This is a genomic window from Dokdonella sp. (assembly GCF_044227025.1).
GTDB lineage: Bacteria > Pseudomonadota > Gammaproteobacteria > Xanthomonadales > Rhodanobacteraceae > Dokdonella_A.
In genome coordinates this window covers 230,194-253,209 of record NZ_JBGAFX010000006.1, presented here as the reverse complement: position 1 = coordinate 253,209, position 23,016 = coordinate 230,194, and the positions used below count along the sequence as shown (strand labels likewise).

Genomic DNA, 23,016 nt, shown 5'->3' with positions numbered 1-23,016 from the left:
TGAAAGGCCGGAGTCGAAGGGCGTCCTTGCGCGTTTCGACTCCGCGGCCTGCGGCCGCTGTGCTCGACGCGAACGTTGGTTCGGCCCACAGCCCTGCTGGGCTAAACTGCACGACCGTCCACGGAGTCGACCTCGCATGTCCTCGTCACGCCCTTCCGGCCGCGCGCCCGACCAGTTGCGCATGGTCAGCATCGAACGCCGTTATACGCGCCACGCCGAAGGCTCGGTGCTGGTCGCATTCGGCGACACCCGCGTGCTGTGCACGGCGAGCGTCGAGGAAAAAGCACCGCCGTTCCTGCGCGGCAAGGGCGAAGGCTGGGTCACCGCCGAATACGGCATGCTGCCGCGCGCGACCGGCTCGCGCACGCAGCGCGAAGCCGCGCGCGGCGGCCAGGGCGGACGCACGATGGAGATCCAGCGCCTGATCGGCCGCTCCTTGCGCGCCTGCGTCGACCGCCACGCGCTCGGCGAGCGCACCATCACGCTCGATTGCGACGTGCTGCAGGCCGACGGCGGCACGCGCACCGCCGCGATCACCGGCGCCTACGTCGCGCTCGCCGACGCGATCGGCTGGCTCAAGTCGCGCAGCCTCATCAAGCGCGACCCGCTGTTCGGCGCGGTCGCGGCGGTCTCGGTCGGCATCGTCAACGGCACGCCGGTACTCGACCTCGACTACGCGGAAGACTCGGCCTGCGACACCGACATGAACGTCGTCATGAACGACGGCGGCGGGTTCATCGAGCTGCAAGGCACCGCCGAAGGCCACGCGTTCCGGCGCGAGGAACTCGACGCACTGCTCGTGCTGGCGTCGAAGGGCGTCGCCGAACTGTGCGCGCTGCAGCGCGAAGCGCTGGCACGCGGATGAAACCCCGCATCGCCCAGATCGCGCTGCTCGTGCGCGACTACGACGAAGCGATCGCCTGGTTCGCGCGCGCACTAGGCTTCGTGCTGCTCGAAGACAGCGACCTCGGTGGCGGCAAGCGTTGGGTGCGCATCGCACCAACCGCCGACGCCGCGTTCTGCCTGTTGCTTGCGAAGGCTGCGAACCCGCGCCAGCTCGAAGCGGTCGGCAATCAGCACGGCGGCCGGGTCGGCTTCTTCCTGCACACCGACGACTTCGCGCGCGACCACGCGCGACTCGCTGCCGCCGGCGCCCGTTTCGACGACGAACCGCGCCATGAGGCCTACGGCACCGTGACCGTGTTCGAAGACCTGTGCGGCAACCGCTGGGACCTGATCGGGCCGCGCAGCGCATGAAGCGCGTTCCGGCGAAGCTCGTGCTCGCCAGCGGCAACCGCGGCAAGCTGGCCGAGATGGACGCGATCCTCGCCGACCTCGGCATCGAACTGGTCGCGCAGGGCGAACTCGGCATCGACGACATCGACGAAACCGGCCTGACCTTCGTCGAAAACGCGCTGCTCAAGGCGCGCCATGCCGCACGCGCATCAGGCCTGCCCGCACTCGGCGACGACTCCGGCCTGTGCGTCGACGCACTCGGCGGCGCGCCCGGCCTGTACTCCGCGCGCTACGCCGGCACGCACGGCGACGCTGCCGCGAACATCGCGAAGCTGCTCGACGCACTGCGCGAAGTTCCCGATGAAGACCGCAGCGCGCATTTCCACTGCACCATCGTCCTGCTGCGCTCGCCCGACGACCCCTCACCCGTGATCGCCGAGGGCCGCTGGCACGGCCGTATCCTGCGCGCGCCGCGCGGCACCAACGGCTTCGGCTACGACCCGGCGTTCTTCGACGACACACTCGGCGCCGGCGCGGCGGAACTCGACGCCGCCACCAAGAACCGCGTCAGCCACCGCGGCGTCGCGCTCGCGCGCCTGCGCGAACTGCTGCAGCGCTGAGCGCCCCGGGCCTACAATGCACGCATGTCGTTGATCGCTCCGCCACTGTCGCTGTACATCCACATCCCGTGGTGCGTGAAGAAGTGTCCGTACTGCGACTTCAATTCGCACGCGCAGAACGGCGCGTTGCCGGTCGAGGAGTACGTCGCGGCGCTGCTGGCCGATCTCGATCGCGATCTGGCTGCATTCGCGCAGGCACGGCAGCGTCCGCTGCACAGCATCTTCTTCGGTGGCGGCACCCCGAGCCTGTTCGCGCCGGACGCGATCGCGCGCATCCTTGAAGGCGTCGGCGCGCGTCTCGATCTTCCGCGCGAGGCGGAGGTCACGCTGGAAACCAATCCCGGCACGGTCGAGCACGGCCGTTTCGACGGCTACCTTGGCGCCGGCGTGAACCGGATCAGCTTCGGCGTGCAGAGTTTCGACGACGACAAGCTGCGCCGGCTCGGGCGCATCCATTCGGCGACGGAAGTCGACCGCGCGGTGAAGTCGGCGCAGGATGCGGGATACGCGAACATCAATCTCGACCTGATGTACGCGTTGCCCGAGCAATCCCTCGCTGGCGCACTCGATGACGTCGAACGCGCGCTCGCTCTGCAGCCGACGCATGTCTCGCACTACCAGCTCACGCTCGAACCGAACACGTTGTTCGCGCTGCGCCCGCCGCCGTTGCCGGACGAGGACAGTGCATGGGACATGCAGGAGGCGTGTCAGGCGCGGCTGGCCGCGGCCGGTTACGCACAGTACGAAGTGTCCGCCTATGCGCAGGAGGGCCGCCGCTGCGTCCACAACCTCAACTACTGGGCGTTCGGCGATTACCTCGGCATCGGGGCGGGCGCCCACGGCAAGCTCAGCTGTGACGGACGCATCGTGCGCACGAGCAAGGTCAAGCTGCCGCGCAGCTATCTCGAGCGCGCCGCGCGGCGCGAGGCGTTCGGCAGCGTCGCCGATGTCGCACCGGACGACTTGCCGTTCGAGTTCATGATGAATGCGCTGCGCCTCAATGACGGCGTCGAGGCCGCGTCGTTCACCGAACGCACCGGACTCGCTGCGGACGCCATCGCGACGAGGCTGCAGCGGGCGCGTGTGCGCGCCTGGCTGCTCGATGATCCGGCGCGACTGGCGCCGAGCGAACTCGGTCGGCGCTATCTCAACGACGTGGTCGCCTCGTTCCTGCCGGAGACGTCATCATGATCGAACCCGTCGTCATCCACTGCCCCTACTGCGGGGAAGCATTCGAGACGCAGGTCGACACCTCGGCCGGGTCGCAGCGGTATGTCGAGGACTGCGCGGTCTGCTGCCGGCCGATCGAGGTCTCGGTGCAGGTAGGCGAGGACGGCGAACTGCTCGGTTTCGACACCGCGACCGATCGCGATTGAACCCTGCCTTGCGCGCGACTACACTGCGCGCCGCCTCAGGTGCCCTGCGCGCGCTGCGCAAAGGGTGAAACGGGAAGCCGGTGAGAGTGGCGTGTTCTTGCGATCGATCCGTGATCGCAAAGCCAGGAAGCGGTCCTCAATGACCGCAGTCCTCTGCTCGATTCCGGCGCTGCCCCCGCAACGGTAAGCGAGTCATGCCCCTATCTCATGCCACTGTCGCGTCGCGACGGGAAGGCGATCGGGGCTGATGTGCCGGGAAATTCCGGCGCATCACCCGCGAGCCCGGAGACCGGCCAGGGGTTTCGTGATCCGCGCGTCCGGCCTTGCGCCGCTGCGCAGCGGACACGTTTGGCTCCAGGCGTTGCGGCGGGCAACGGACGGGCATGGACGTCTGGATGTCCGTGCGTCCGCCCCTCGCAGCCCTGGTCACGCGGGTGTGCGAAGGAGTATTGCGATGTTGCGTCTTTCCGTTCTGCCGGTCGCGGTCGCGACCGCATTGTGCGTTTGCGCCCATGCCGACGAAGTCGACCTGCAACCGACCGTGCAGGTGACCGCCTCGCGCGTCGCCGAAACCGTCGACCAGACCCTTGCCGATGTCAGCATCATCACGCGCGCCGACATCGACGCCAGCGGTGCGCGCGACGCCTACGACCTGCTGCGCCTCGAGGCCGGCGTCGACCTGTACCGCACCGGCGGTGCCGGCCAGCAGACCTCGCTGTTCCTGCGCGGCACCAACTCGAACCAGGTGCTGGTGCTGATCGACGGCGTGCGCGCGGCGGCGGCGACCACCGGCGCGTTCGCGTTCGAGCAATTGCCGCTCGACACGGTCGAGCGCATCGAGATCGTGCGCGGACCGCGCGCAAGCTACTGGGGCTCGGACGCGCTCGGCGGCGTGATCCAGATCTTCACGCGCAAGCTCGAAGGGCCGCGCGTCGCACTGTCGTACGGCAGCTACCGCGACGCCGACGGCAGCGCCGGCATTGGCCACTGGGATGGCGCGAACGGCTACAGCGTGCAGGTCGGCTCGCGCCACGTTGGTGGTTTCTCCGCGACCAACCCGGGCATCTGCAACGGACCCGAAGATCCGTATTGCAGCTACAACGCCGACGACGATGCGTATCGCAACCGCAACCTCGTGCTGCGCGGCGCACGCGAACTCGGAAGCCAGTTGCTGTCGGCATCGTTGTATCGCAGCCAGGGCCAGTCGCAGTTCGACCAGGGCTACACCGACATCATCGAGCAGACCGAAGGCGTCAACCTCGAAGGTCCGCTCGCGGCGAACTGGAGCCATCGACTCAGTCTCGGCCACACCCGTGAAGACCTCGACACGCCGACGTTCGGTACCACCTACCTGACCCGCCGCACCAGTCTCCTGTGGCAGAACGAGTTCCGCCTCGACGCGAACCAGCGGCTGACCGCCGGTTTCGACTTCGTGCACGACAAGGGCGAGACGCTCGACGCATTCGCCGGCGCCGCGCGCTACCGCGACAGCCGCCACGACAGCGCGCTGTTCGTCGGCTGGCGCGCGACGTTCGGCGCATTCGACAGTGAAGTGTCCGCGCGCCACGACAACAACAGCGCGTTCGGCGGCGCGAACACCGGCTCGATCGCGTTCGGCTGGCGTGCGAACGAATTCCTGCGCATCTATGCCAGCGTGGGCCAGGGCTTCCGCAGCCCGACCATGAACGAGCTGTACGACCCCGGCTATGGCGGCTACTACGCCGGCAATCCGGGGCTCGATCCGGAGCGTTCACGCAGCAGCGAACTCGGCGTCGAGTTCACGCCGGCGGCAAACCAGCGCCTGAAGGCGAACCTGTACTCGAATCGGGTCAACGACCTGATCAGCTTCACCGGCGTCCAGAACCAGGCGATCAACATCGCGCGCGCAAAAATCGATGGCACCGAACTTGTCTACGAAATCGACGCGGGCAAGTGGTCGGCACGCGCGACCTGGACCTGGCAGGATGCGCGCAATGGCGACACCGACCAGCCACTGCTGCGCCGCGCGAAGAACAAAGTCTCGGCACTCGCCGAACGCCACTTCGGCGAGCGCTTCAGCGCCGGCGCCGAACTCGCGTATTACAGTCGGCGCGAAGACATCGCGGGCGTCGGCCTGCCCGCTTACGCGCTGCTGAACCTGCGCGCGCGGCATGCGCTCGACGACGCATGGAGCGTTGGCGGTCGCATCGAGAACCTCACCGACCGCGACTACGAACTCGTGCACGGCTACAACACCGCCGGCCGCTCCGCCTGGCTCGAGGTGACCTGGCAGCCGCACACCCACTGAAATCGCCGCCCCTGTTCCCGCGCAGGGGCGACGTGCCAGAATGCGGCGATCCGGCGCGGAACGCGGCGCCGGACCGGGGGCACCCGTCATCGGCGCACGGCTGGACCGTGCCGAGACGGGCTGCGACGGAACGCGCTGGAGTGACTAAGGGGCATTCGGCGGATGGCGACGGGGCAGGCAGGCAACGGCAACCGGGCCAGCGGGCAGGAACGCCTGCTGACGATCGGCCAGCGCGCCGACCTTCCACCGCGCGTGCGCACCCTGCTCGACGGCCTTTACCGGCATGCGGCCGGCTGGTTCCAGCCGACCATCACGCGGGCGATGACCGAGCTCGAGAACAGCCTGTTCCAGTCTGCCGAGCGCGCCGGCAACAGCGGCGAGCAGCAGCGCAAGTTCGAGGCGCTGCGCGCGATCAAGGACGGTCGCGCCCATGTGCTGCCGCGCTTCCAGCGTCGCATCGAATCCGATCTTGCACAGGTGCGCCGTGACGCAGCGGCTGCGCCTGCGCCCAAGCCACGCGGCGCGCCCGGCTCGTCGCTGGAACTGGTCGACGCGGATGTGCTGGAGGAAAACCTCGGACTGCAGGAAATCGCCGGCAAGGCCGACGTGCGCAACAGCCAGGCGCTGCATGCGTACACGCATCGCTTCGCGATCATCGCCGCCAGCGCGGTGCCGGCAAGCGAGACGGTGCCGCTGGGACCGACGCGCCTGACCGACGCATTCCGCTATGCGCTCGCCGACATCCCGCTCGACGTCGAGCATCGCCTGATCGCCTATCGCCAGTTCGACCGCGCCGTGATGCTCGCGCTGGCACCGTTCTACGAACGCGTCAACAGCTGGCTCGCCGGACAGCGCGTATTGCCGCATCTGCAGGCCCCGGCCTACCGTCGACCCGACGGCGCGCATGCGGAGGCACCCGCGCCGGAGGCGGAGCCTGCCGCCACGGAAGACGCTGCCGACGCGCCCGCGACGCCATCCGCGCCCGCCGCCGCTCCGGGCCGCGCGCCGTACCGCCATCAGGAATTTTCCGGCCCGGAACTGTTCAACACCCTGCGCGACCTGCTCGGCGCGAAGCGCCGCGCCGAGGGCGAGCCGCTGCTGCCGCCCGACCCGAACACGCAAGCAGCCAGTCGCGACGACCTGCAAAGCGTGCTCGGCGCGCTGCAGCATGCGCCGCTGTCGCCGACGCAGGCGGCGCGCTACGACAGCGAGCACTTCAAGAACACCTTGCAGGTGAAACTGCGCCGCGCCAGCCCAGCCGGCAGCACGCTCAGCCTGGGCGAAGAAGATCGCGACACGGTCGACCTGATCGGCATGCTGTTCGACTACGTCACGCGCAACGTGCGCGACGGCAGCGGCGCGCGCAGCCTGCTGACCCGCCTGCATGTGCCGGTGCTGCGGGTGGCGCTCGGCGACAAGACCTTCTTCACGCGCCGCGACCATCCCGCGCGCGAGTTGCTCAACACGATCGCGGAGACCGGCACGCGCTGGTTCGACGACGGCGAGGAAAGCGACCCCGACCTGGCGCGCAAGATGCAGATGGTGGTCGACCACGTCACCTCGGATTTCGACGGCGACCAGTCGGTGTTCGAGAAGCTGCTCGGCGACCTCACCACGCACATGCAGTTGCTGGCGCGGCGCGCGGAAGTGGTCGAGCGCCGCCATATCGATGCGGCGCGCGGCCGCGACCGGCTCGAGGTCGCGCGCGAGAACGCGCGCGCCGCGATCGTCCGCGTCCTGCAATCGACAAGACCGGCGCCGCGCGTTCGCACCCTGCTCGAACAGGCCTGGACCGATGCGCTGGCGCTGAGCGCGATGCGCGAGGGTCAGGAGGGCAGCGAGTTCAAGCGGCGCCTGCATGTCGCCGAAAGCCTCGCGCAACGCGGCCAGACCCCGCTCGGCACCAGCGCCGAGGACGAGGCGGTGCAGCAGGAACTTGAAAGCGGCCTGCGCCAGGTCGGCCTGCACGACGAGGACGTACGCGGCCTGGTCGACAACCTGCATGCGCAGACGCCGACCGGACCGGCCGCCGACCGTTTGCGCAAGATCGACGAAGCGCTCAAGGACAAGCCGCGTCTGGGCGGCGACTCCGCATCGACTGCCCACGCGTCGGCGGAGGCGTCGGTCCCGCTCACCCCGCAGGAAGCCGATTGCCTCGCGCAGCTCAAGCGCACGCCGTTCGGCACCTGGTTCGAGTTCGTCAAGAACCAGCAGGGTGAAACGGTCCGGCGCAAGCTCGCCTGGTACTCGCCGCTGACCGGTCACTGCCTGTTCGTGAACCAGCGCGGCGCTCGCACCGACGACTTCACGCTCGAACTGCTCGCACGCGAGATGGCGCGCGGCCAGGCGCGCATCGCCGATCTGGAACAGCCGTCGCTGATGGATCGCGCATGGAAGGCAATCATCGACCTGCTGCGACCGCACGGCGACGCCGCCAAGGCACCACCCGCCACCGCTGGAGCACACGCATGAACGAGAAGCGTCGTCTGCCGCGCAAGCGCCCCGAGGCGGCGCTGCATGTGACCGACACGATGACCGGTGAAGTGGTCGGCCACATCGGCAACCTGTCGCAGGAAGGCATGCTGCTGCTCGCGCAACGCCCGATCGTCGACGATGCGCTCTACCAGTTCTCGTTCCATCTGCCCGACGTGCACGGCCGCCTGCAGCCGATCGAGGTCGGCGTGCACGAGCAGTGGAGTGCCGCCGGCACGATGCGCGGGCAGAACTGGGTCGGGTTCCGTTTCATCGACCTCAATCCGGACGACGAGGGCGTACTGCACGACTGGCTGCAGCACGCCGCCGACTTCACCTGGTAGCACGGGACGTGCGCGACACGCTGGGCGGTTGCGAAACCGTCGAACGCGAGTCCCGCCGCGCCATCTCTCAGAGCGCGACGAGCCGATCCGGGCTGACCGCGTAGGCGCGCAGGAAGAACTCGACCGTGGCGCGGATGTGCAGGTCGATGTCGCGTTCGGTGAACGGTTGCGAACATCCGCACAGCATGCGTGCGTGCAACTCGCCCTTGAGAAGCGCGAAGAACTGCGAAGACGCGCGCGGGATGTCGCCGACGGCGAGCTGGCCCGCCGCCACTTCCTGGCGCAGGAACTCCTGGAAGCCGCTTTGCACGCGCTGCGGCCCCGCTTCCCAGAACATCTGCACGAGCTTCTCGGGCATGTCCCCGCCCGAGGTCAGCAGGCGATGCAGAGCGACCGATTCCGGTGCGGTCACCAGCGCGAAGAACGCGCGCGCGATCGCCTCGAGCTGCTGGCGCACCGGCGCCGCTGCATCGACGTAGAAAAGCATTGCCGGCATCTGCTCCTCGCAGCGCGCGCGGATCGCGGCGAAGAACAGCGTCTCCTTGTCGGTGAAATGGCTGTAGACCGTGAGTTTCGACACTCCCGCCTCGGCCGCGATTGCGTCCATGCTGGTGCCTTCGAAGCCGCTCTGTGGAAACAGGCGCTTGGCGGCGTCGAGAATCGCGGCGCGCTTCTCGAGATCCTTCGGGCGGCCGGGGCCGCACGTCTTGGCGATGGCTACGTTCATATCGTCGATACCAGCTGGACTATCGGGTACAGTTTCGATACTATACCGGATAGTTTATGAATGGCGGGTCCGGTCGCGTCGGGGAACACAGTCCCTCATGACACCGGATCACCCAACGATTATGCCCCGCCGCCCCTGTCGGCGCGCGGGTTTTCACCTCGCGACACGATTTGTTCTCTGGTTTTTCAGGCTCTCGCCGCACCGTCCGGGACTCTCCCTCCCCCGCGTCCGGGCGGTGCGGTCGGGGGCTTTTCCACGCGGGTCGTCGACCCCGTGACCCGGGGCGATCGGCGCGGAAGCCGCCATGGCATGTGTCTTGCTGAGGAGCGACACCATGCAACCTTTCGCACCATCCACGCATCCCAACGCTGCCGATTGCGAAGGTGCGGATGAATCGGCGCCGGTGGGCGACGCCAGTCTCGCGCTGCGCGTGGCACAGCGGATGTTCGCGCCGCTGCTTGAAACGGGCGTGCGCCACACCACGTTCCGTTTCGCGCAATTGCGCAGTGGCGCCCGTCGTGCGCTGTCCGCGTTGTCCGCGGACGACCGCGTCCGGCTGGCGCGATGGCTGGCGCTGTTGTGCGCGCACGGCGGGGACGGTGCGCACGAATTCGTCGATTCGCGTCTGCTGCGCGTCGATGCGTTGCTCGCCGCGGCGGTGCTCGCGCGGCTCGCAACGTGGTCGAATGGACAGGCTGCGCGAGGCGTGGTGGCAGCCTGACGTGGCGCTGGTGACTTCCGGCACTTCGGCACAAAGCATGTGATCGCCAACGATGGATTTGCCGCCGACGCGGCGAGTGCCTATGCTCTTGACCCTTTTTCGTTGCCACGGCAGGAAGCGCCGACGATGCTGACCCAGACAGAGCAGGCTAGACAGAACATGGTCGAGAACCAGGTACGCACCTGGGAAGTTCTCGATTCGCGCGTCCTCGACGTGCTGCGCAACGTGCACCGCGAGGACTTCGTGCCGGCACGCCATCGCAATCTCGCGTTCGCCGATATCGAACTGCCGATCGGCCACGACGAGGTCATGCTCAAACCGGTGATCGAAGGCCGCCTGTTGCAGGCCCTCGCGCCGCAGCCGGGCGAGAAGGTGCTCGAAATCGGCACTGGCAGCGGGTTCCTGACCGCCTGCCTCGCGCGCCTTGCCGGCACCGTGACCAGCATCGAACGACACGCCGATCTTGCCGAGGCGGCGCGCGCGCGGCTTGCCGCGACGCAGGTGCGCAACGCGAAGGTCGAGACCACCGATGCGTTCGGCGATTTCCAGCCCGGCGAGGCGTTCGACGCGATCCTGGTCGGCGGCGCGACGTTCGCGCTGCCCGAGCGTTTCCGCAGTTGGGTCCGCCCAGGCGGTCGCCTGCTCGCGATCGTCGGCGAATCGCCGGCGCAGCAGGTGACGCTGTATCAGCGCGCCGCCGATTCGCGCTGGAGCTCGGCGAGCCTGTTCGAAACCGATCTGCCTTACCTGCATGGCGCCGAACCGCCCCGCCGCTTCACGCTTTGATCCACGATGGAACAATACCCTTTACCCCGAGGATGAATCGATGACCCGCTTTCGTTCCCTGCCGTTGGCCGTGGCGCTCGCCTGCGCCGGCACCGCGGCGCATGCAGACGACCTGATGCAGGTCTACCAGGAGGCGCGCGTTTCCGATCCGACGCTCGCGGGTGCCGAGGCGACCAAGCTCGCCACCGACGAGAACGTCGACCAGGCGCGTTCGCAGTTGCTGCCGCAGATCGGCGTCGACCTCACCTTCACGCGTTCGCGCGGCGGCGAGAACGGCATCTTGCAGATTCCGAACCCGGCCAACCCGGGCGATCCCGGCGACCTCGTCACGGTCGATGGCATCAGCCAGACAAGCTACACCCGCTCGACCAGCGCATCGCTGCGCCAGAGCATCCTCGACATCAGCAAGTGGACCGCGCTGAAGGCGAGCCGCTACGGCGCGGAGGCCGGCGCCGCGACCTACGACGCCGCCCAGCAGCAGCTGCTGATCAATGTCGCGCGCGCCTACTTCAACGTGCTCAGCGCGATCGACACGCTGAAGTTCTCGGATGCGAACGAGAAGGCGCTCGCGCGCCAGCTCGAACAGGCACAGCAACGCTTCGAAGTCGGCCTCGCCGCGATCACCGACGTCAACGACGCCAAGGCGCAGCACGACCAGGCAGTCGCCAGCGTGATCGCGAACCAGAACGCGGTCGACACCGCGCGCGAATCCGTGCGTCAGCTGACCAACAAGGAACCTGGCGACTTCAAGCGCCTGCGCGAAGACCTGCCACTCGACCACCCGACTCCGGACGATCCGGCCGCGTGGGTCGACGTCGCGCTGAAGAACAACCCGTCGCTGAAGTCGTCTGCCTTGCAGGTCGACGCCGCCAACGCGAACATCAACAGCGCACGCGCCGGCCACCTGCCAACCATCACCGGCAGCCTCAGCTACGGCCGCGCGCCGACCTGGTCGGACAGCCACTACGGCGGGCTGGGCGGCGATCATGCGTTCGCCGGCGATCCACGCTGGGGCAGCACGATCCAGTTGCAGTTGAGCGTTCCGATCTTCTCCGGCGGCTACACCCAGTCGCGCGTGCGCCAGGCGATCCACAACCGAGACTACAGCGAAGACCAGCACGAGTTCACCCGTCGCCAGGTCGAAGCCGCGACACGCAACGACTACCGTTCGGTGATCGCCGGCGCGAGCGAAGTCGAGGCGACCAAGGCCGCGGTGGTCTCCGCGCAGAGCTCGGTCGAGGCGACCCAGGCCGGCTACGAAGTCGGCACGCGCACGATCGTCGACGTGCTGATCAGCCAGCAGACGCTGCTGCAGGCACAAAGCGCGTACTCGACCGCACGCCACAACTTCGTCGTCAACGGTCTGCTGCTGAAGCAGGCCGCCGGCGTGATCGAAGTGAAGGACCTCGAGGCGATCAACGCGCTGCTCGAGTGATCGCTGGGCGGTACGCGCGCCGCGCGTGCCGCCGGAACACTCCGGTCCTTTGCGGCCGGAGTGCTACGATTTCGCCATCGCCTTGTCGGAAAGCACCCGCTCCACGATCTCCATCGTGCGATCGACCGCGCCGCGCTCGCGTTCCATTACCGCGCGCGCGGCTTCGCCCATGCTGCGACGCTCGACGTCACGCGACAACAGGCGCACCACCGCCGGACCGAGCTGGTCCGCGTCCTCGATGCGCTGCACCGCGCCGGCGGCGATCAGGTCCTCGGTGACTTCGGCGAAATTGAACGTCTGCGGACCGACCACCACCGGTCGCGCGAGCGCGGCCGGTTCCAGCAGGTTGTGCCCGCCGACCGGCACCAGGCTGCCGCCGACGAACGCGACATCGGCCGCCGCGTAGAATTCGATCAGCTCGCCCATCGAATCGACCACGAAGCACTGGCAGGACGGATCCGCGCCGCCGTCCTCGCTGCGCGTCGCGGTGCGGAAGCCGAACGCGCGGCATGCGGTCGCGAGCGGCTTGAAGCGTTCGGGATGGCGTGGCGCGACCAGCAGCAGTGCATCCGGAAAGCGCCGCAATACTTCCGCGTGCGCCTTCAGCACCGGCAGCTCCTCGCCTTCGTGCGTGCTTGCCGCGATCCACACCGGGCGCGCACCGCCTGCGGCAACACGGAACGCCACGCCGCGCTCGCGCACGCCGGCGGGCACGCTGAGATCGAACTTGAGGTTGCCGACGATCGCGAGCTGCGGCTCGTCGGCACCCAGCCGGCGCAAGCGCTCGTAGTCGGACATGGACTGCGCCGCGACGAAGCTCGCGCAGCGGATCGCGCGGCGCGCCAGCGGCTGGATCGGCCAGTAGCCGCGCAGCGATTTCTCCGACAGGCGCGCATTCGCGATCACGATCGAGATGCCGCGCTCGGCGCAGGTCATGAACAGGTTAGGCCAGATCTCGGTTTCCATGATGACCGCGAGGCGCGGCCGCACGCGATCGAGGAAGCGCTTCACCGCTGTGGTCAGGTCGTATGGCAGGTAAACGTGGAACACGCGGTCGCCGAACAGTCGCAGCACGCGGTCGGAACCGGTCGGCGTGACCGTGGTGATGACGAATTGCGAATCGCTGTAGCGACGCATGAGCGCCTCGATCAGCGGGATCGCCGCATTGACCTCGCCGAGCGACACCGCGTGAATCCAGATGCTGTCGCGAATGCCGGGATCGGCAAAGAAACCGAAACGTTCGCGCCAGCGCGCGAAGTAGCCGTGGTACTTGATGCCGCGCGCAGCCAGCCGATACACCACGAATGGCGTCAGCAGGTACAACGTCAGGGTGTAGATCAGGCGCTGGAACACGGGCGCTGCGAGGGCAAAGGTGCGGCAGTATAGCTTTGAGAACCCGCGTCGCGGCTCGAAACCAACTGCGCCTGACCGTTCGCTTCCCCGATCGGTACGTGTTGAGCGCAGCGAGCGGCGCGAGCGAAGTCGAAACGCTGCCGCGGGCGAGGCCCCTTCGACTCCGGCCCTGCGGGCCTGCACTCGGGGCGCACGGAATTGCCAGCGTGGATCAGGTTCGCTGATGATCGACCCTCAAGCATAATCCGCGCATGCCGCAACCCGCGCCGCCGTTCCGACCCGCCTTGTTGTCCCCGCTGCACTGGCCTGCATGGCTCGGGCTCGGTGCGATCCGCCTCGTCGCGCTGTTGCCGCACCGCTGGCTGCTGCGCATCGGGCGCGGGCTCGGCTGGATCGCGGCGCGCGTGTTCGGCGAGCGTCGGCGCGTCGCCGCGCGCAACCTCGAACTGTGCTTTCCCGAACTTGAGGCGGGCACGCGTGCGGCGCTGCTGGAAGACAACCTGCGCGACGCCGGCGTCATGCTGGTCGAGTTCGCGCTGGCGTGGATGGGTTCGCGTCGCGTGGTCGAGCGCATCCCGGTCGCGTTCGAGGGACTCGATCATCTCGAACGCGCGCGCGCTGCCGGCTGCGGCGTGCTGCTGGTCGGCGCGCATTTCTCCCATCTCGAACTCTGCGCACGGCTGGTCTCGCAGCGCATCGCGATCGCCGGCATGTACCGCGAGCATGCCGACGCCGCGTTCGAGTGGGCGATCAAGCGCGCACGCCTGCGCTACGCCGACGCGATGTTCGCCAAGCACGAGCTGCGCCAGACCGTGCGTTACCTCAAGGGCGGCGGCACAGTGTGGTACGCGCCGGACCAGGACATGCGCGGCAAGGACGCGGTGTTCGCGCCGTTCTTCGGCGTGCCGGCTTCGACGATCACCGCGACCCATCACCTCGCACGCCTGTCCGGCGCAGCGGTGATCCCGTTTTTCCATCGCCGCACGCGCGACGGCGGTTACGCGATCCGCCTCGAAGCGCCGCTCGCGGACTTCCCGAGCGGGGATGTGGTCGCCGACACCACGCGCGTCAACGCGGCTATCGAACGCATGGTGCGCGAAGCGCCGAGCCAGTACCTTTGGCTGCACAAGCGTTTCAAGACGCGCCCGTCCGGCGATCCACCTTTGTACTGATCCGCTTGCAGCCACTGGGGAGAGAACGGCATGGCGTTCCTGATCGTCGTCGCGATGTGCATCGCCGGCCTGTTCATCGGCGGCAGCTTCGGCGACGGCGGCGACGTCGCGCTCGGCTTCTTCGCCGGCCTCGCGGTCGGCATCGCGTTTGCGCGCATGCACGGCTTGTCGACGCGCGTGCAGGCACTGCGGAATGAACTCGACGAACTCAAGCGCGCGGGCGCGCCGACGAAGCACGCACCGGCGCCTGCGCAAACCGCAGCGGTCCGCGCGGAGCCGGTTGCGGAGGCCGCGCCGATGGCGCCGACGGTCGAGCCGTCGATCGCACCGCCACCCGACCCGCCCGTGATCGAGCTGGACATGCCGGGCGCCGGCACGGCGCCACCTCCGGTCGCGCCCCGGCGCGTGTCCATTCCCTCGCCGCGTCCGCCGCGCGGGCCGGACCTGTTCGAGCGTGCCGCGAACGGGGTCCGGCGCTGGTTCAGCGAAGGCAACGTGCCGGTCAAGGTCGGCATGCTCGTGTTGTTCGCCGGCGTCGCCGCGCTGCTGAAGTATGCGGCCGACCAGGGCTGGTTCACGCTGCCGATCGAGTTTCGTCTGCTCGGCATCGCGCTCGCTGCGCTGGCGGGCCTCGCCTTCGGCTGGCGCGAGCGCCTGCGCCGGCCGAGCTTCGGCCTCGCCCTGCAGGGCGGCGCGATCGGCGTGATGCTGATGACGGTGTTCGCCGCCTTCCGCCTTTACCACCTGCTGCCACCGGCGCTCGCGTTCGGCCTGATGCTCGTGCTCGTCGCCGGGACCGGCGCGCTCGCGGTGCTGCAGGATGCGCTGGCGCTGGCGATCCTCGGCATCCTCGCCGGCTTCGCCGCGCCGATCCTGATCTCGACCGGCAGCGGCGACCACGTCGTGCTGTTCTCGTACTACGCCCTGCTCAACCTCGCGATCTTCGCGATCGCCTGGGTGCGCTCGTGGCGCGCGCTGAACCTGCTCGGCTTCTTCTTCACGTTCGCGATCGGCACCGCCTGGGGCGTGCTGCGCTACCAGCACGCGCTGTTCGGCAGCACCGAACCATTCCTCGTGCTGTTCTTCGCGATCTATCTCGCGATCCCGATCCTGTATGCGCGCCGGCGCGAGCCGCAGCAACGCGACCTCGTCGACGGCACACTGGTGTTCGGCAATCCGCTGCTCGCGTTCGCGTTGCAGTCGGCCCTGCTCGAAGGCGAGCGCATGCCGCTCGCGTACTCGGCCCTGGCGCTGGCCGCGCTGTACGCGGTGCTCGCCGCGTGGCAGTTGCCGCGTCGCCGCGTGCTCGGCGAGTCGTTCGCGGTGCTTGGCGCCGGCTTCGCGACACTGGCGCTGCCGCTCGCACTGAGCGCGCGCTCGACTGCGTGCATGTTCGCGCTCGAAGGCGCCGCACTGGTCTGGCTCGGCCTGCGCGAACAGCGCCGCCTGCCGCGCATCGCGGGGCTCACGTTGCAGGCACTCGCCGCGTTCGCGTTCGCGTGGGCGCTCGCCGACGGCGCGGCGAACAACGAAACCGTCGCAATCGCGAACGGCACCTGCATCAGCGCGCTGCTGGTCGCGCTCGCCGCCTTCGCCAGCGCATGGCTCTACCACCGGCGCGACGACACGCGCCGCGTGTCGTACGTGCCGCTGTACCTCTGGGGCCTCCTCTGGTGGCTCGGCGCCGGCCTGCGAGAGGTCGACCGCTTCGTCCCGGTGTCGCAGCGGCCGGCGGCATGGCTCGCGCTCGTCGCGCTGACCGCGGCGCTCGCGGCCGCCGCCACGCGCCACACCCGCGCGTTCGCGACCGCACTCACGGCCGCACTCGCGCTCGCCGTCGGTGTACCGATCGCCCTGCTGTTCGATGATGCCGACCTGCGACCGTTCATCGGCTGGGGCCTCGCCGCATTCGCTTCCTACGCGCTTGCCGGTGCGTACGCCTTGCGGCAGCTCGGCGCGCGACGCGATCCGACGCCGGCGCTCGCGCAGATCGGCTGGCTGTGGACCTGGACCTGCGCCGGCGCGGTCGCGCTCGGCCAGTTCGCCGGCGACCTCAGGCTCGGCACCGGCTGGCAAATCGCATTCAGCGCGTCGCCCCTGCTCGCCGCGTGGGCGCTCGCGCTGCTGCGCCCGGGGTGGATCGCTGCACCGCTCGCGGCCCGTTTCGCCGAATGGCGCGGCACGCTGCTGCTGGTGCAGGCGGTCGTCGCGGCCTGTCTGTTGCTGGGCCTGCTCTGGCACGACGGCGACAGCGTGCCGCTGCCGTACCTGCCGCTGCTCAACCCGGTCGAACTGGTGCAGCTGGGCCTGCTTGCACTCGGCGCGCGCTGGCTCGCCGATACGGACGCGCCGCGCGACCTCGCATCGCGGCGCGCGCTGCTGCTCGCCGGCGCTGGTTTCCTGTTCGTCACCGCGGCGACCTTGCGCGCGACGCACCAGCTGGGCGGCATCGCGTGGGATGAACACCTGTGGTCATCCAACCTCGCGCAGACCTCGTTGACGGTAGTGTGGAGCGTGCTTGGCGTGCTCGGCTGGGTGCTCGGCTCGCGGCGTGGCCATCGCACGTTGTGGCTCGCCGGCGCGTTGCTGATGGGCGTGGTGCTGGCGAAGCTGCTGATGGTCGACCGCAGCCACCTCGGCAACCTGTTCGGCATCGCCTCGTTCATCGCCTACGGCCTGCTCTGCACGGTTATCGGCTACTTTGCGCCGGCACCGCCGCGCGACGAGGCGCGCGAACCCCATTAGCAGTGGTGCCACCGGCCGGTTCAGGCGTAGCATTCGCCCCGGCAGCCCGCGAGCGGGCGTCGCCGCCGGGAACTCCGATCGATCGACTGCATGCCGCATCGCCGCGGCGTGCGGGCGTGCGACGGATGCACGCGGCAACCACATTCTTTCCACGATGGAACGCCACCATGCATGAAGCGCTGCGCGAGAACACCTACCTCGTAAAGGAACACGTCGGCCTGTTCAAGGCCGCCAACAACTTCGACATCTTCAATCCGGGCAACGGCAGGAAGGTGCTCGAGTGCCGCGAGCCGAACCTCGGCTTCTTCACCAAGCTGCTGCGCTTCACCGACTACAAGCGCATGACCCCGTTCGACGTGCGCATCACCACGCCGGAAGGCCGCAAGGTGTTGACGGTCAAGCGCGGCATCTCGCTGTTCCTGTCCAAGGTCGACGTGCTCGACGAGAATGACCGCGTGGTCGGCGTGTTCAAGCAGAAGCTGTTCTCCATCGGCGGCAAGTTCGACGTGTTCGACGCGAACGAGAAGCTGCTGTGCACCCTGGTCGGCAAGTGGACCAGCTGGGAATTCCGCTTCATGAGCGGCGAGCGCGAGCTTGCGAAGGTGTCGAAGAAGTGGTCCGGCCTCGGCAAGGAAATGTTCACCTCGGCCGACAACTACATGCTGTCGATCAGCCCGAGCGTGAAACCGGACGACACCGTGCGCATTCCGATCATGGCCGCGGTGATGTGCATCGACATGGTGCTCAAGGAGTGACGCGCCGGCGGCACGCGCGGCGCGCGTACCGCCCTACGCCGCCTCGCGCGCACCGAGCGCGGCGCAATACAGCGCGAGCAGCCACCAGAACAACAACCCCCACCACGCCGAATAGAACGCGAGGTGGGTGTTGAGCGGGAAGCACATCGCGGCAAGCGCGAGTGCCGGCGCGAACGCGCGCGCGCGCGCGGCCGCATCCGCGCGCCACCACGCGCGCAGCGCGAACCACGCGCCGGCGATCCAGCACAGCAGACCGGCCACGCCGGTCTCGCTGAGCACTTCAAGCACGATCTGGTGCGCATGCGAGGCGCCGGTGTCGCTGGCGCGATCGACGAAGCGATCGTCCGGGGCGGCGTAGTCCGGATACGCGTAGCGGAAGCCGCGCACGCCGACGCCCGTGAGCGGATGCGCCGCACTCATCGCGAGCGCGGTGCGCCAGATGCGCAGGCGTCCCGCCGAGGCTTCGTCGATCGCCGCCTCGGTGCCCTGCAGCGCGCGCAGGCTGCGCTCGATGCGTGCACCGAAGCGCGCCGAATCATGCCAGGCGAACGCGGCGAGCGCGCCGATGCACAGCGCCAACGCGACGCATGCGCCGAGGAAGCGGCGTGGATTGCGGGTTTCGTGCCACGCCAGCAACACGCCGACGAGCGCATACGACAACCACGCCGCGCGCGAGCCGGCGAGCAGGATCGGCGCGGCGAGCAACAGGAACGCGACGACCAGGCCACGCCAGCCGAAGCGCGCGCGTGCCGCAAGCAGCACGAATGGCGACAATGTCGCGAGTACCGGCCCAAGCTTGAGGTTGCCGGCACCGAAGATGCCGGACACGCGCTCCTTCTCAGCTGCGCCACCGAGGCTGTAGCCGGTCGCCATCTGCACCCATGCATCGAGCCCCCAGAGGCCGGCCAGGATGGCGGCGGCCGCGACCAGCGCCGGCCAGCGCGATGCGTCACGCAATGCCCATGTCACAAACAGCGCGAACGGCAGGAAGCGCAGCGTAGTTGCGACGGTGCTCCAGGTCTTGCCAGGCTCCACCGCGCCGAACGCCGAAAGCAGGGTCGGCAACCAGTAGCAGGCGAACAACACCAGCACGAGTCGCACGCCAATGTCGTCGAGACGCAGGCGACCGCGCGCCAGCAGCACGAGGCCCGCAAGCGCCGCAATTGCCACCGGCAGCTCGGCGCTGCGCCCCAGCGGCAGCAGCACCAACGCCGAGAGCACGATCAGGATCGCGACGAGGGTCGTCGCTGGCATTGGGCGGGAGTTCACGGCGCGCGACCCGATTCGATTCGATGGAGCTTAGCGAGTGGTTGCGCCTGCCGCCAAGCGGACAACGCTGCTCGCGGTCATTGCGGCGCCCGGGCACCCGTCATCAGGCTTTCGTAGACGGCCAGCGTGGAATCCTGCATGTCGACGAGTCGATAGCGCTGCAAGGGCGCGATCGGCGGCGCCGCGCGCAGCAGCTCGGCCGCCCGTTCGGTCAGACGTTCGCGATCGCGCGCAGGCACGCGCCCGGCCGGGTACAGGTCACCGAGCAGTTCGCCGACGCCGCCGTGGTCGTAGCCGAGAACCGGCCGACACAGTGCAAGCGCCTCAATCACCGTGCGACCGAACGCCTCCGGTTTGTTCGACAGTTGCAACACGAGCGAGGACGCCGCGAATACGTCGCGCGCATCGTCGCGCTGCGCGCTGATCGCGATCCAGTCGGCCACGCCGAGCTCGACCGCGAGGCGCTCCAGTTCGGCGACATACGCCTCTCGGCCCTCCTGACGCGCACCGAGCATCAGCAGGCGGGTCGGAATACCGCGCGCCTTGAGGTCGGCCACCAGCACGATCGCGTCGGCATGACCCTTGAGGCGCGTACCGCGCCCGGGCAGGGTCAGGAGCGGCGCGCCGACGAGTTGCGGGAACTCGGCGAAGAACCATTCGCGCCACGATCCGTCGGCCTGGTAGCCGAACGGATAGTCGGCCTGGTCGATGCCGCGCGGGATCACCAGCAGGCGGTTCGGATCGGTGCTCGGGTAGTTGCGCAGCAGGTAGTCGCGCACCGTGTTGGACACGCAGACGACACGCTCGCCGCGCACCATCACCGAGCTGTAGATGCCCGGACTGTTCAATCCGTGTGCAGTTGTGACGAAATGTGTCTTAAGCCCGCGTACCGCGAGCCAGCCAACCCAGGCCGGCATGCGCGAGCGCGCATGCACGATGTCGGCGCGTTCGCGCCGGATCAGGGCACGCAGTTTCGCTGCCTGCGCAAGCGCCCGGAACGACTTCGCGCCGATCGGCATCGCGAAATGTTCGCTCCCTTCGCGCAGGAGTTGTTCGACCATGCGTCCGCCGGCGGACACGACGATCGAGCGGTGCCCGGCCGCGACCAGCGCACGCGCCACCTCGAGCGCCGAACGCTCGGCGCCACCGGCTTCCAGCGCCGGCAGCAGCTGCACGACGGTGAGGCGAGCTTCGCTCATTCGCTCAGGCCGCGAGGTCGTATTCGGCACCGCAGTACGGGCATTTGGCGTGCCCGCCCTGCTCGGCAATCGGCAGGTAGACCTTCGGATGCGAGTTCCACAGCGACATGCCCGACATCGGGCAGCTCAGCGGCAAGTCGGTCGAAGAGACCCGGTAGCGGTTCTCGGCATTGGCGGGAATCGTCCTTTCCGCCGCAGGATTGGGGCGCAACATGCTCTACTCCATGGACAGAGCTTTGCAGTTTACCAGCACAAGGCATGCCAACCAGTATGTGAAATGCTTCACGGCAGTTCAGTGAACAGCACGCAGGCACGCGCACGGGCCGAGTGGCCTAGAATGCCGCGGCTTCGTTCGATACCCCCATCGATCAGCAAACGGGAGGGAATACGTGGATATCAACAAGTTGATTGCACGCGCCAAGGCGATTCTGCTGACACCGAAGACCGAATGGCCGGTCATAGCAGGCGAAGCGGCGACCGTGCCGGACCTGTACAAGAACTGGATCGTGATCCTGGCGGTGATCCCGCCAATCGCCGGCTTCATCAAGGGCAGCATCATCGGCACGACGTTTTTCGGCGTGACCTACCGCGCTGGCATCGGCACCGGCATCACCGGCGCGATCGTCGCCTACGCGCTCGCACTTGCGATGGCGTACGTGATGGCGCTGATCATCGACGCGCTCGCGCCGAGCTTCGGCGGCGAGAAGAATCCGGTGCAGGCACTGAAGACGGTTGCCTATGCGTGGACCGCGAGCTGGGTCGCCGGCATCTTCCAGATCGTTCCCGGCATCGGCTGGCTGATTGCGCTCGCTGGCGGCATCTACAGCATCTACCTGCTCTACCTCGGGCTGCCACACACGATGAAGGCGCCGGCCGACAAGGCCGCCGGCTATACCGCGGTTAGCGTCATCATCGCGATCGTGCTGAGCTGGATCTGCGCGCTGGTCGTCGGCGGCATCATCGGCGCGGGCGCGATCATGAACATGGGTGCCGCGGGTTCCAATCTACACATCGGCAGCAGCGACGGCAGCATCACCATCGACAAGGACAGCGCTCTCGGCCAGCTTGCCGCCGCCGGCCAGAAGATGGAAGCCGCGGGCAAGCAGCTCGAAGCCGCGCAGAAGTCCGGCGACGCCGATGCACAGGGCAAGGCGATGGGTGCGGTCATCGGCGCCGCGATGGGCGGCGGCGACCAGGTCGAGGCGCTCGCGCCGGACGTGCTGAAGCCGTTCGTGCCGGCGACGCTCGCCGGCCTGCCGCGCACCGACTTCTCGGCCGAGAAGAATGGCGCGATGGGCATGCAGGTGTCGACCGCGAACGCGACCTACTCGGACAGTACTTCGGGGCGCTCGCTGCGCCTCGAAGTCACCGACATGGGCTCGGCCAAGGGCATCATGGCGATGGCCGGCTGGGCTGCGCTGCAGCAGGAGCGCGAAACCGACCACGGCTTTGAGAAAACCTACAAGCAGGACGGTCGCCTGATCCATGAGGAATGGGACAGCCAGGACAAGCACGGCGAGTACAGCATCGTGCTCGGTGATCGCTTCACCGTGAAGCTGTCCGGTCAGGCCGGCAGCATCGACGAACTCAAGGGCGCCGTCGGTACCCTCAACCTCGCCGGCCTCGAAGCGCTCAAGGCGCAGGGCGTCAAGCAGGGCTGATTCCGCACTCGCAGGGCGGTACGCGCGAAGCGCGTGCCGCCAAATACAACTTGGGCGCGGGTGGCGGGACTCGCGCTGCGCGCTCGTCCCGCCCGCCCCTCATCAGCCCTTCGGCTTCTTCAGGCTCTCGGCATACGCCTTCGCGTCGATCGCTTCGGTCGTGATGCGCAGGTGGATGTCGTCGCTGACCATCGGCACGTAGGTCTTGATGCCGAACTCCGAACGCTTGATCGTCGCGGTAGCGTCGAAACCGACCGCTGGCGCCTTGCGCATCGGATGTTCGCCGACCTGGTTGACCACCGCATCGAGCACGACCGGCTTGGTGACGCCGTGCAGGCTGAGGTCGCCGGTGACGATCAGCTGGCCTTCACCGGGACCCTTCTCGACCTTCGTGCTCTTGAACACGGCGTCCGGATACTTCGCCGAATCGAAGAATTCCGCGCTCTGCAGATGCTCGTCGAGCTTCTCGACATTGCTGTTGACGCTGGCGAGCGGGATCGTGACCTTGACGCTCGCCTTGGTCGGATTCGCGGCATCGAACTCGAGCGAGCCGTCGATCTTACGGAACTGTGCGGTCGGGTTCGAATAGCCGAAGTGGTTCCAGCTGAAGACGACCTGGGTATGGCCGGGATCGAGCGTGTAGCTGCCGGCAAAAGCGGCCGGTGCGGCGAGGGCCAGCGCGCTGGCAAGAGCGATGCGACGGAACATGGACAAACTCCTTTGCGATGAGGGCGTGGATGAAACGCTGCCAATGCGGAATAGGCAGTGAACGCTGCACCTTGGCCCGGATGTGTTGACACCTGAAAGAATGTGGCAGGGCACGGCACATCGCAAGAGCCGCGCGGCGGAAGCAGTGTT

Annotated in this window: 21 protein-coding genes and 1 riboswitch; of the genes, 15 read left to right on the top strand and 6 right to left on the bottom strand. The window is 68.2% G+C overall.

All coding sequences use genetic code 11. The annotated features are described in order from the left end of the window. Positions 1–136 precede the first annotated feature (136 nt). From rph to ACILRJ_RS15280, 8 genes are all read left to right on the top strand, one after another. Positions 137–865 (top strand): ribonuclease PH, encoded by a 729-nt coding sequence (rph, locus tag ACILRJ_RS15315; RefSeq protein ID WP_395684068.1) that lies wholly within the window; start codon positions 137–139, stop codon positions 863–865. Continuing rightward, positions 862–1,257, top strand: a complete 396-nt coding sequence (locus ACILRJ_RS15310) for a VOC family protein (RefSeq protein WP_395684067.1) — start codon at positions 862–864, stop codon at positions 1,255–1,257. Before rph ends, ACILRJ_RS15310 begins: the two co-directional genes overlap by 4 nt. Beyond that, on the top strand, positions 1,254–1,856 hold the full coding sequence (rdgB, locus tag ACILRJ_RS15305; RefSeq protein ID WP_395684066.1) for an RdgB/HAM1 family non-canonical purine NTP pyrophosphatase: 603 nt from the start codon (positions 1,254–1,256) through the stop codon (positions 1,854–1,856). Before ACILRJ_RS15310 ends, rdgB begins: the two co-directional genes overlap by 4 nt. A 24-nt stretch (positions 1,857–1,880) precedes the next feature. Continuing rightward, positions 1,881–3,047, top strand: coding sequence for a radical SAM family heme chaperone HemW (hemW, locus tag ACILRJ_RS15300; protein ID WP_395684065.1), 1,167 nt, complete (start codon positions 1,881–1,883; stop codon positions 3,045–3,047). Continuing rightward, complete coding sequence (locus ACILRJ_RS15295) at positions 3,044–3,232, top strand: CPXCG motif-containing cysteine-rich protein (protein ID WP_395684064.1); 189 nt, start codon at positions 3,044–3,046, stop codon at positions 3,230–3,232. The genes hemW and ACILRJ_RS15295 overlap by 4 nt, the downstream gene beginning before the upstream one ends. A 20-nt stretch (positions 3,233–3,252) precedes the next feature. After that, positions 3,253–3,545: riboswitch (cobalamin riboswitch) on the top strand. Positions 3,546–3,686: 141 nt separating this feature from the next. Beyond that, a complete protein-coding gene (locus ACILRJ_RS15290; RefSeq protein ID WP_395684063.1) occupies positions 3,687–5,519 on the top strand; it encodes a TonB-dependent receptor domain-containing protein in 1,833 nt (610 codons plus the stop codon). A gap of 162 nt (positions 5,520–5,681) precedes the next feature. Continuing rightward, complete coding sequence (locus ACILRJ_RS15285) at positions 5,682–7,991, top strand: DUF1631 family protein (RefSeq protein ID WP_395684062.1); 2,310 nt, start codon at positions 5,682–5,684, stop codon at positions 7,989–7,991. Then, positions 7,988–8,335, top strand: a complete 348-nt coding sequence (locus ACILRJ_RS15280; RefSeq protein WP_395684061.1) for a PilZ domain-containing protein — start codon at positions 7,988–7,990, stop codon at positions 8,333–8,335. The genes ACILRJ_RS15285 and ACILRJ_RS15280 overlap by 4 nt, the downstream gene beginning before the upstream one ends. Positions 8,336–8,402: 67 nt before the next feature. Here the strand turns inward: ACILRJ_RS15280 and ACILRJ_RS15275 are convergent, their stop codons facing one another. After that, entirely contained in the window at positions 8,403–9,062 is a 660-nt protein-coding gene (locus tag ACILRJ_RS15275) for a TetR/AcrR family transcriptional regulator (RefSeq protein WP_395684060.1), read from the bottom strand. A 334-nt stretch (positions 9,063–9,396) separates the two neighbouring features. On the opposite strand from ACILRJ_RS15275, the gene ACILRJ_RS15270 reads away from it, so the two are divergent. The 3 genes from ACILRJ_RS15270 to ACILRJ_RS15260 all read left to right on the top strand — a co-directional run bounded on the left by ACILRJ_RS15270 (position 9,397) and on the right by ACILRJ_RS15260 (position 12,004). Continuing rightward, on the top strand, positions 9,397–9,783 hold the full coding sequence (locus ACILRJ_RS15270) for a hypothetical protein (RefSeq protein WP_395684059.1): 387 nt from the start codon (positions 9,397–9,399) through the stop codon (positions 9,781–9,783). Between the two features lie 126 nt (positions 9,784–9,909). After that, positions 9,910–10,569 carry a protein-L-isoaspartate O-methyltransferase gene (locus tag ACILRJ_RS15265; RefSeq protein WP_395684058.1) on the top strand — a complete coding sequence of 220 codons (660 nt, stop codon included), beginning with the start codon at positions 9,910–9,912 and terminating at the stop codon, positions 10,567–10,569. 40 nt (positions 10,570–10,609) lie between these two features. Beyond that, entirely contained in the window at positions 10,610–12,004 is a 1,395-nt protein-coding gene (locus tag ACILRJ_RS15260; protein ID WP_395684057.1) for a TolC family outer membrane protein, read from the top strand. Between the two features lie 63 nt (positions 12,005–12,067). Here ACILRJ_RS15260 and waaA read toward each other — a convergent pair whose 3' ends face one another. Beyond that, positions 12,068–13,357 (bottom strand): lipid IV(A) 3-deoxy-D-manno-octulosonic acid transferase, encoded by a 1,290-nt coding sequence (gene waaA, locus ACILRJ_RS15255; RefSeq protein ID WP_395684056.1) that lies wholly within the window; start codon positions 13,355–13,357, stop codon positions 12,068–12,070. A 251-nt stretch (positions 13,358–13,608) separates the two neighbouring features. Between waaA and lpxL the strand changes: the two genes are divergently transcribed. From lpxL to ACILRJ_RS15240, 3 genes are all read left to right on the top strand, one after another. After that, positions 13,609–14,529, top strand: a complete 921-nt coding sequence (lpxL, locus tag ACILRJ_RS15250) for an LpxL/LpxP family Kdo(2)-lipid IV(A) lauroyl/palmitoleoyl acyltransferase (RefSeq protein WP_395684055.1) — start codon at positions 13,609–13,611, stop codon at positions 14,527–14,529. Between the two features lie 156 nt (positions 14,530–14,685). Continuing rightward, on the top strand, positions 14,686–17,274 hold the full coding sequence (locus ACILRJ_RS15245; protein ID WP_395684149.1) for a DUF2339 domain-containing protein: 2,589 nt from the start codon (positions 14,686–14,688) through the stop codon (positions 17,272–17,274). Between the two features lie 167 nt (positions 17,275–17,441). Then, positions 17,442–18,029 (top strand): phospholipid scramblase-related protein, encoded by a 588-nt coding sequence (locus tag ACILRJ_RS15240; RefSeq protein WP_395684054.1) that lies wholly within the window; start codon positions 17,442–17,444, stop codon positions 18,027–18,029. A gap of 33 nt (positions 18,030–18,062) precedes the next feature. On the opposite strand, the gene ACILRJ_RS15235 is transcribed toward ACILRJ_RS15240, so the two are convergent. From ACILRJ_RS15235 to ACILRJ_RS15225, 3 genes are all read right to left on the bottom strand, one after another. Then, positions 18,063–19,283 carry an O-antigen ligase family protein gene (locus ACILRJ_RS15235; protein ID WP_395684053.1) on the bottom strand — a complete coding sequence of 407 codons (1,221 nt, stop codon included), beginning with the start codon at positions 19,281–19,283 and terminating at the stop codon, positions 18,063–18,065. A 92-nt stretch (positions 19,284–19,375) separates the two neighbouring features. After that, on the bottom strand, positions 19,376–20,497 hold the full coding sequence (locus tag ACILRJ_RS15230) for a glycosyltransferase (RefSeq protein WP_395684052.1): 1,122 nt from the start codon (positions 20,495–20,497) through the stop codon (positions 19,376–19,378). Positions 20,498–20,501: 4 nt separating this feature from the next. Beyond that, positions 20,502–20,711, bottom strand: a complete 210-nt coding sequence (locus ACILRJ_RS15225; RefSeq protein ID WP_395684051.1) for a zinc-finger domain-containing protein — start codon at positions 20,709–20,711, stop codon at positions 20,502–20,504. 175 nt (positions 20,712–20,886) lie between these two features. Here ACILRJ_RS15225 and ACILRJ_RS15220 point away from each other — a divergent pair, with 175 nt between their 5' ends. Further along, on the top strand, positions 20,887–22,158 hold the full coding sequence (locus tag ACILRJ_RS15220; RefSeq protein WP_395684050.1) for a Yip1 family protein: 1,272 nt from the start codon (positions 20,887–20,889) through the stop codon (positions 22,156–22,158). A 102-nt stretch (positions 22,159–22,260) separates the two neighbouring features. On the opposite strand, the gene ACILRJ_RS15215 is transcribed toward ACILRJ_RS15220, so the two are convergent. After that, positions 22,261–22,866, bottom strand: coding sequence for a YceI family protein (locus ACILRJ_RS15215; protein WP_395684049.1), 606 nt, complete (start codon positions 22,864–22,866; stop codon positions 22,261–22,263). Between the last annotated feature and the right edge of the window lie 150 nt (positions 22,867–23,016).

Bases quoted from the DNA above. Each gene is read 5' to 3' on its own strand.
- ACILRJ_RS15230 (WP_395684052.1), bottom strand. From the start codon at position 20,497: ATGAGCGAAGCTCGCCTCACCGTCGTGCAGCTGCTGCCGGCGCTGGAA.
- rph (WP_395684068.1), top strand. From the start codon at position 137: ATGTCCTCGTCACGCCCTTCCGGCCGCGCGCCCGACCAGTTGCGCATG.
- lpxL (WP_395684055.1), top strand. From the start codon at position 13,609: ATGCCGCAACCCGCGCCGCCGTTCCGACCCGCCTTGTTGTCCCCGCTG.
- ACILRJ_RS15270 (WP_395684059.1), top strand. From the start codon at position 9,397: ATGCAACCTTTCGCACCATCCACGCATCCCAACGCTGCCGATTGCGAA.
- rdgB (WP_395684066.1), top strand. From the start codon at position 1,254: ATGAAGCGCGTTCCGGCGAAGCTCGTGCTCGCCAGCGGCAACCGCGGC.
- ACILRJ_RS15235 (WP_395684053.1), bottom strand. From the start codon at position 19,283: ATGCCAGCGACGACCCTCGTCGCGATCCTGATCGTGCTCTCGGCGTTG.
- ACILRJ_RS15265 (WP_395684058.1), top strand. From the start codon at position 9,910: ATGCTGACCCAGACAGAGCAGGCTAGACAGAACATGGTCGAGAACCAG.
- ACILRJ_RS15310 (WP_395684067.1), top strand. From the start codon at position 862: ATGAAACCCCGCATCGCCCAGATCGCGCTGCTCGTGCGCGACTACGAC.
- ACILRJ_RS15280 (WP_395684061.1), top strand. From the start codon at position 7,988: ATGAACGAGAAGCGTCGTCTGCCGCGCAAGCGCCCCGAGGCGGCGCTG.
- hemW (WP_395684065.1), top strand. From the start codon at position 1,881: ATGTCGTTGATCGCTCCGCCACTGTCGCTGTACATCCACATCCCGTGG.
- ACILRJ_RS15285 (WP_395684062.1), top strand. From the start codon at position 5,682: ATGGCGACGGGGCAGGCAGGCAACGGCAACCGGGCCAGCGGGCAGGAA.
- ACILRJ_RS15225 (WP_395684051.1), bottom strand. From the start codon at position 20,711: ATGTTGCGCCCCAATCCTGCGGCGGAAAGGACGATTCCCGCCAATGCC.
- ACILRJ_RS15290 (WP_395684063.1), top strand. From the start codon at position 3,687: ATGTTGCGTCTTTCCGTTCTGCCGGTCGCGGTCGCGACCGCATTGTGC.
- ACILRJ_RS15215 (WP_395684049.1), bottom strand. From the start codon at position 22,866: ATGTTCCGTCGCATCGCTCTTGCCAGCGCGCTGGCCCTCGCCGCACCG.
- ACILRJ_RS15295 (WP_395684064.1), top strand. From the start codon at position 3,044: ATGATCGAACCCGTCGTCATCCACTGCCCCTACTGCGGGGAAGCATTC.
- ACILRJ_RS15240 (WP_395684054.1), top strand. From the start codon at position 17,442: ATGCATGAAGCGCTGCGCGAGAACACCTACCTCGTAAAGGAACACGTC.
- ACILRJ_RS15245 (WP_395684149.1), top strand. From the start codon at position 14,686: ATGCACGGCTTGTCGACGCGCGTGCAGGCACTGCGGAATGAACTCGAC.
- ACILRJ_RS15275 (WP_395684060.1), bottom strand. From the start codon at position 9,062: ATGAACGTAGCCATCGCCAAGACGTGCGGCCCCGGCCGCCCGAAGGAT.
- ACILRJ_RS15260 (WP_395684057.1), top strand. From the start codon at position 10,610: ATGACCCGCTTTCGTTCCCTGCCGTTGGCCGTGGCGCTCGCCTGCGCC.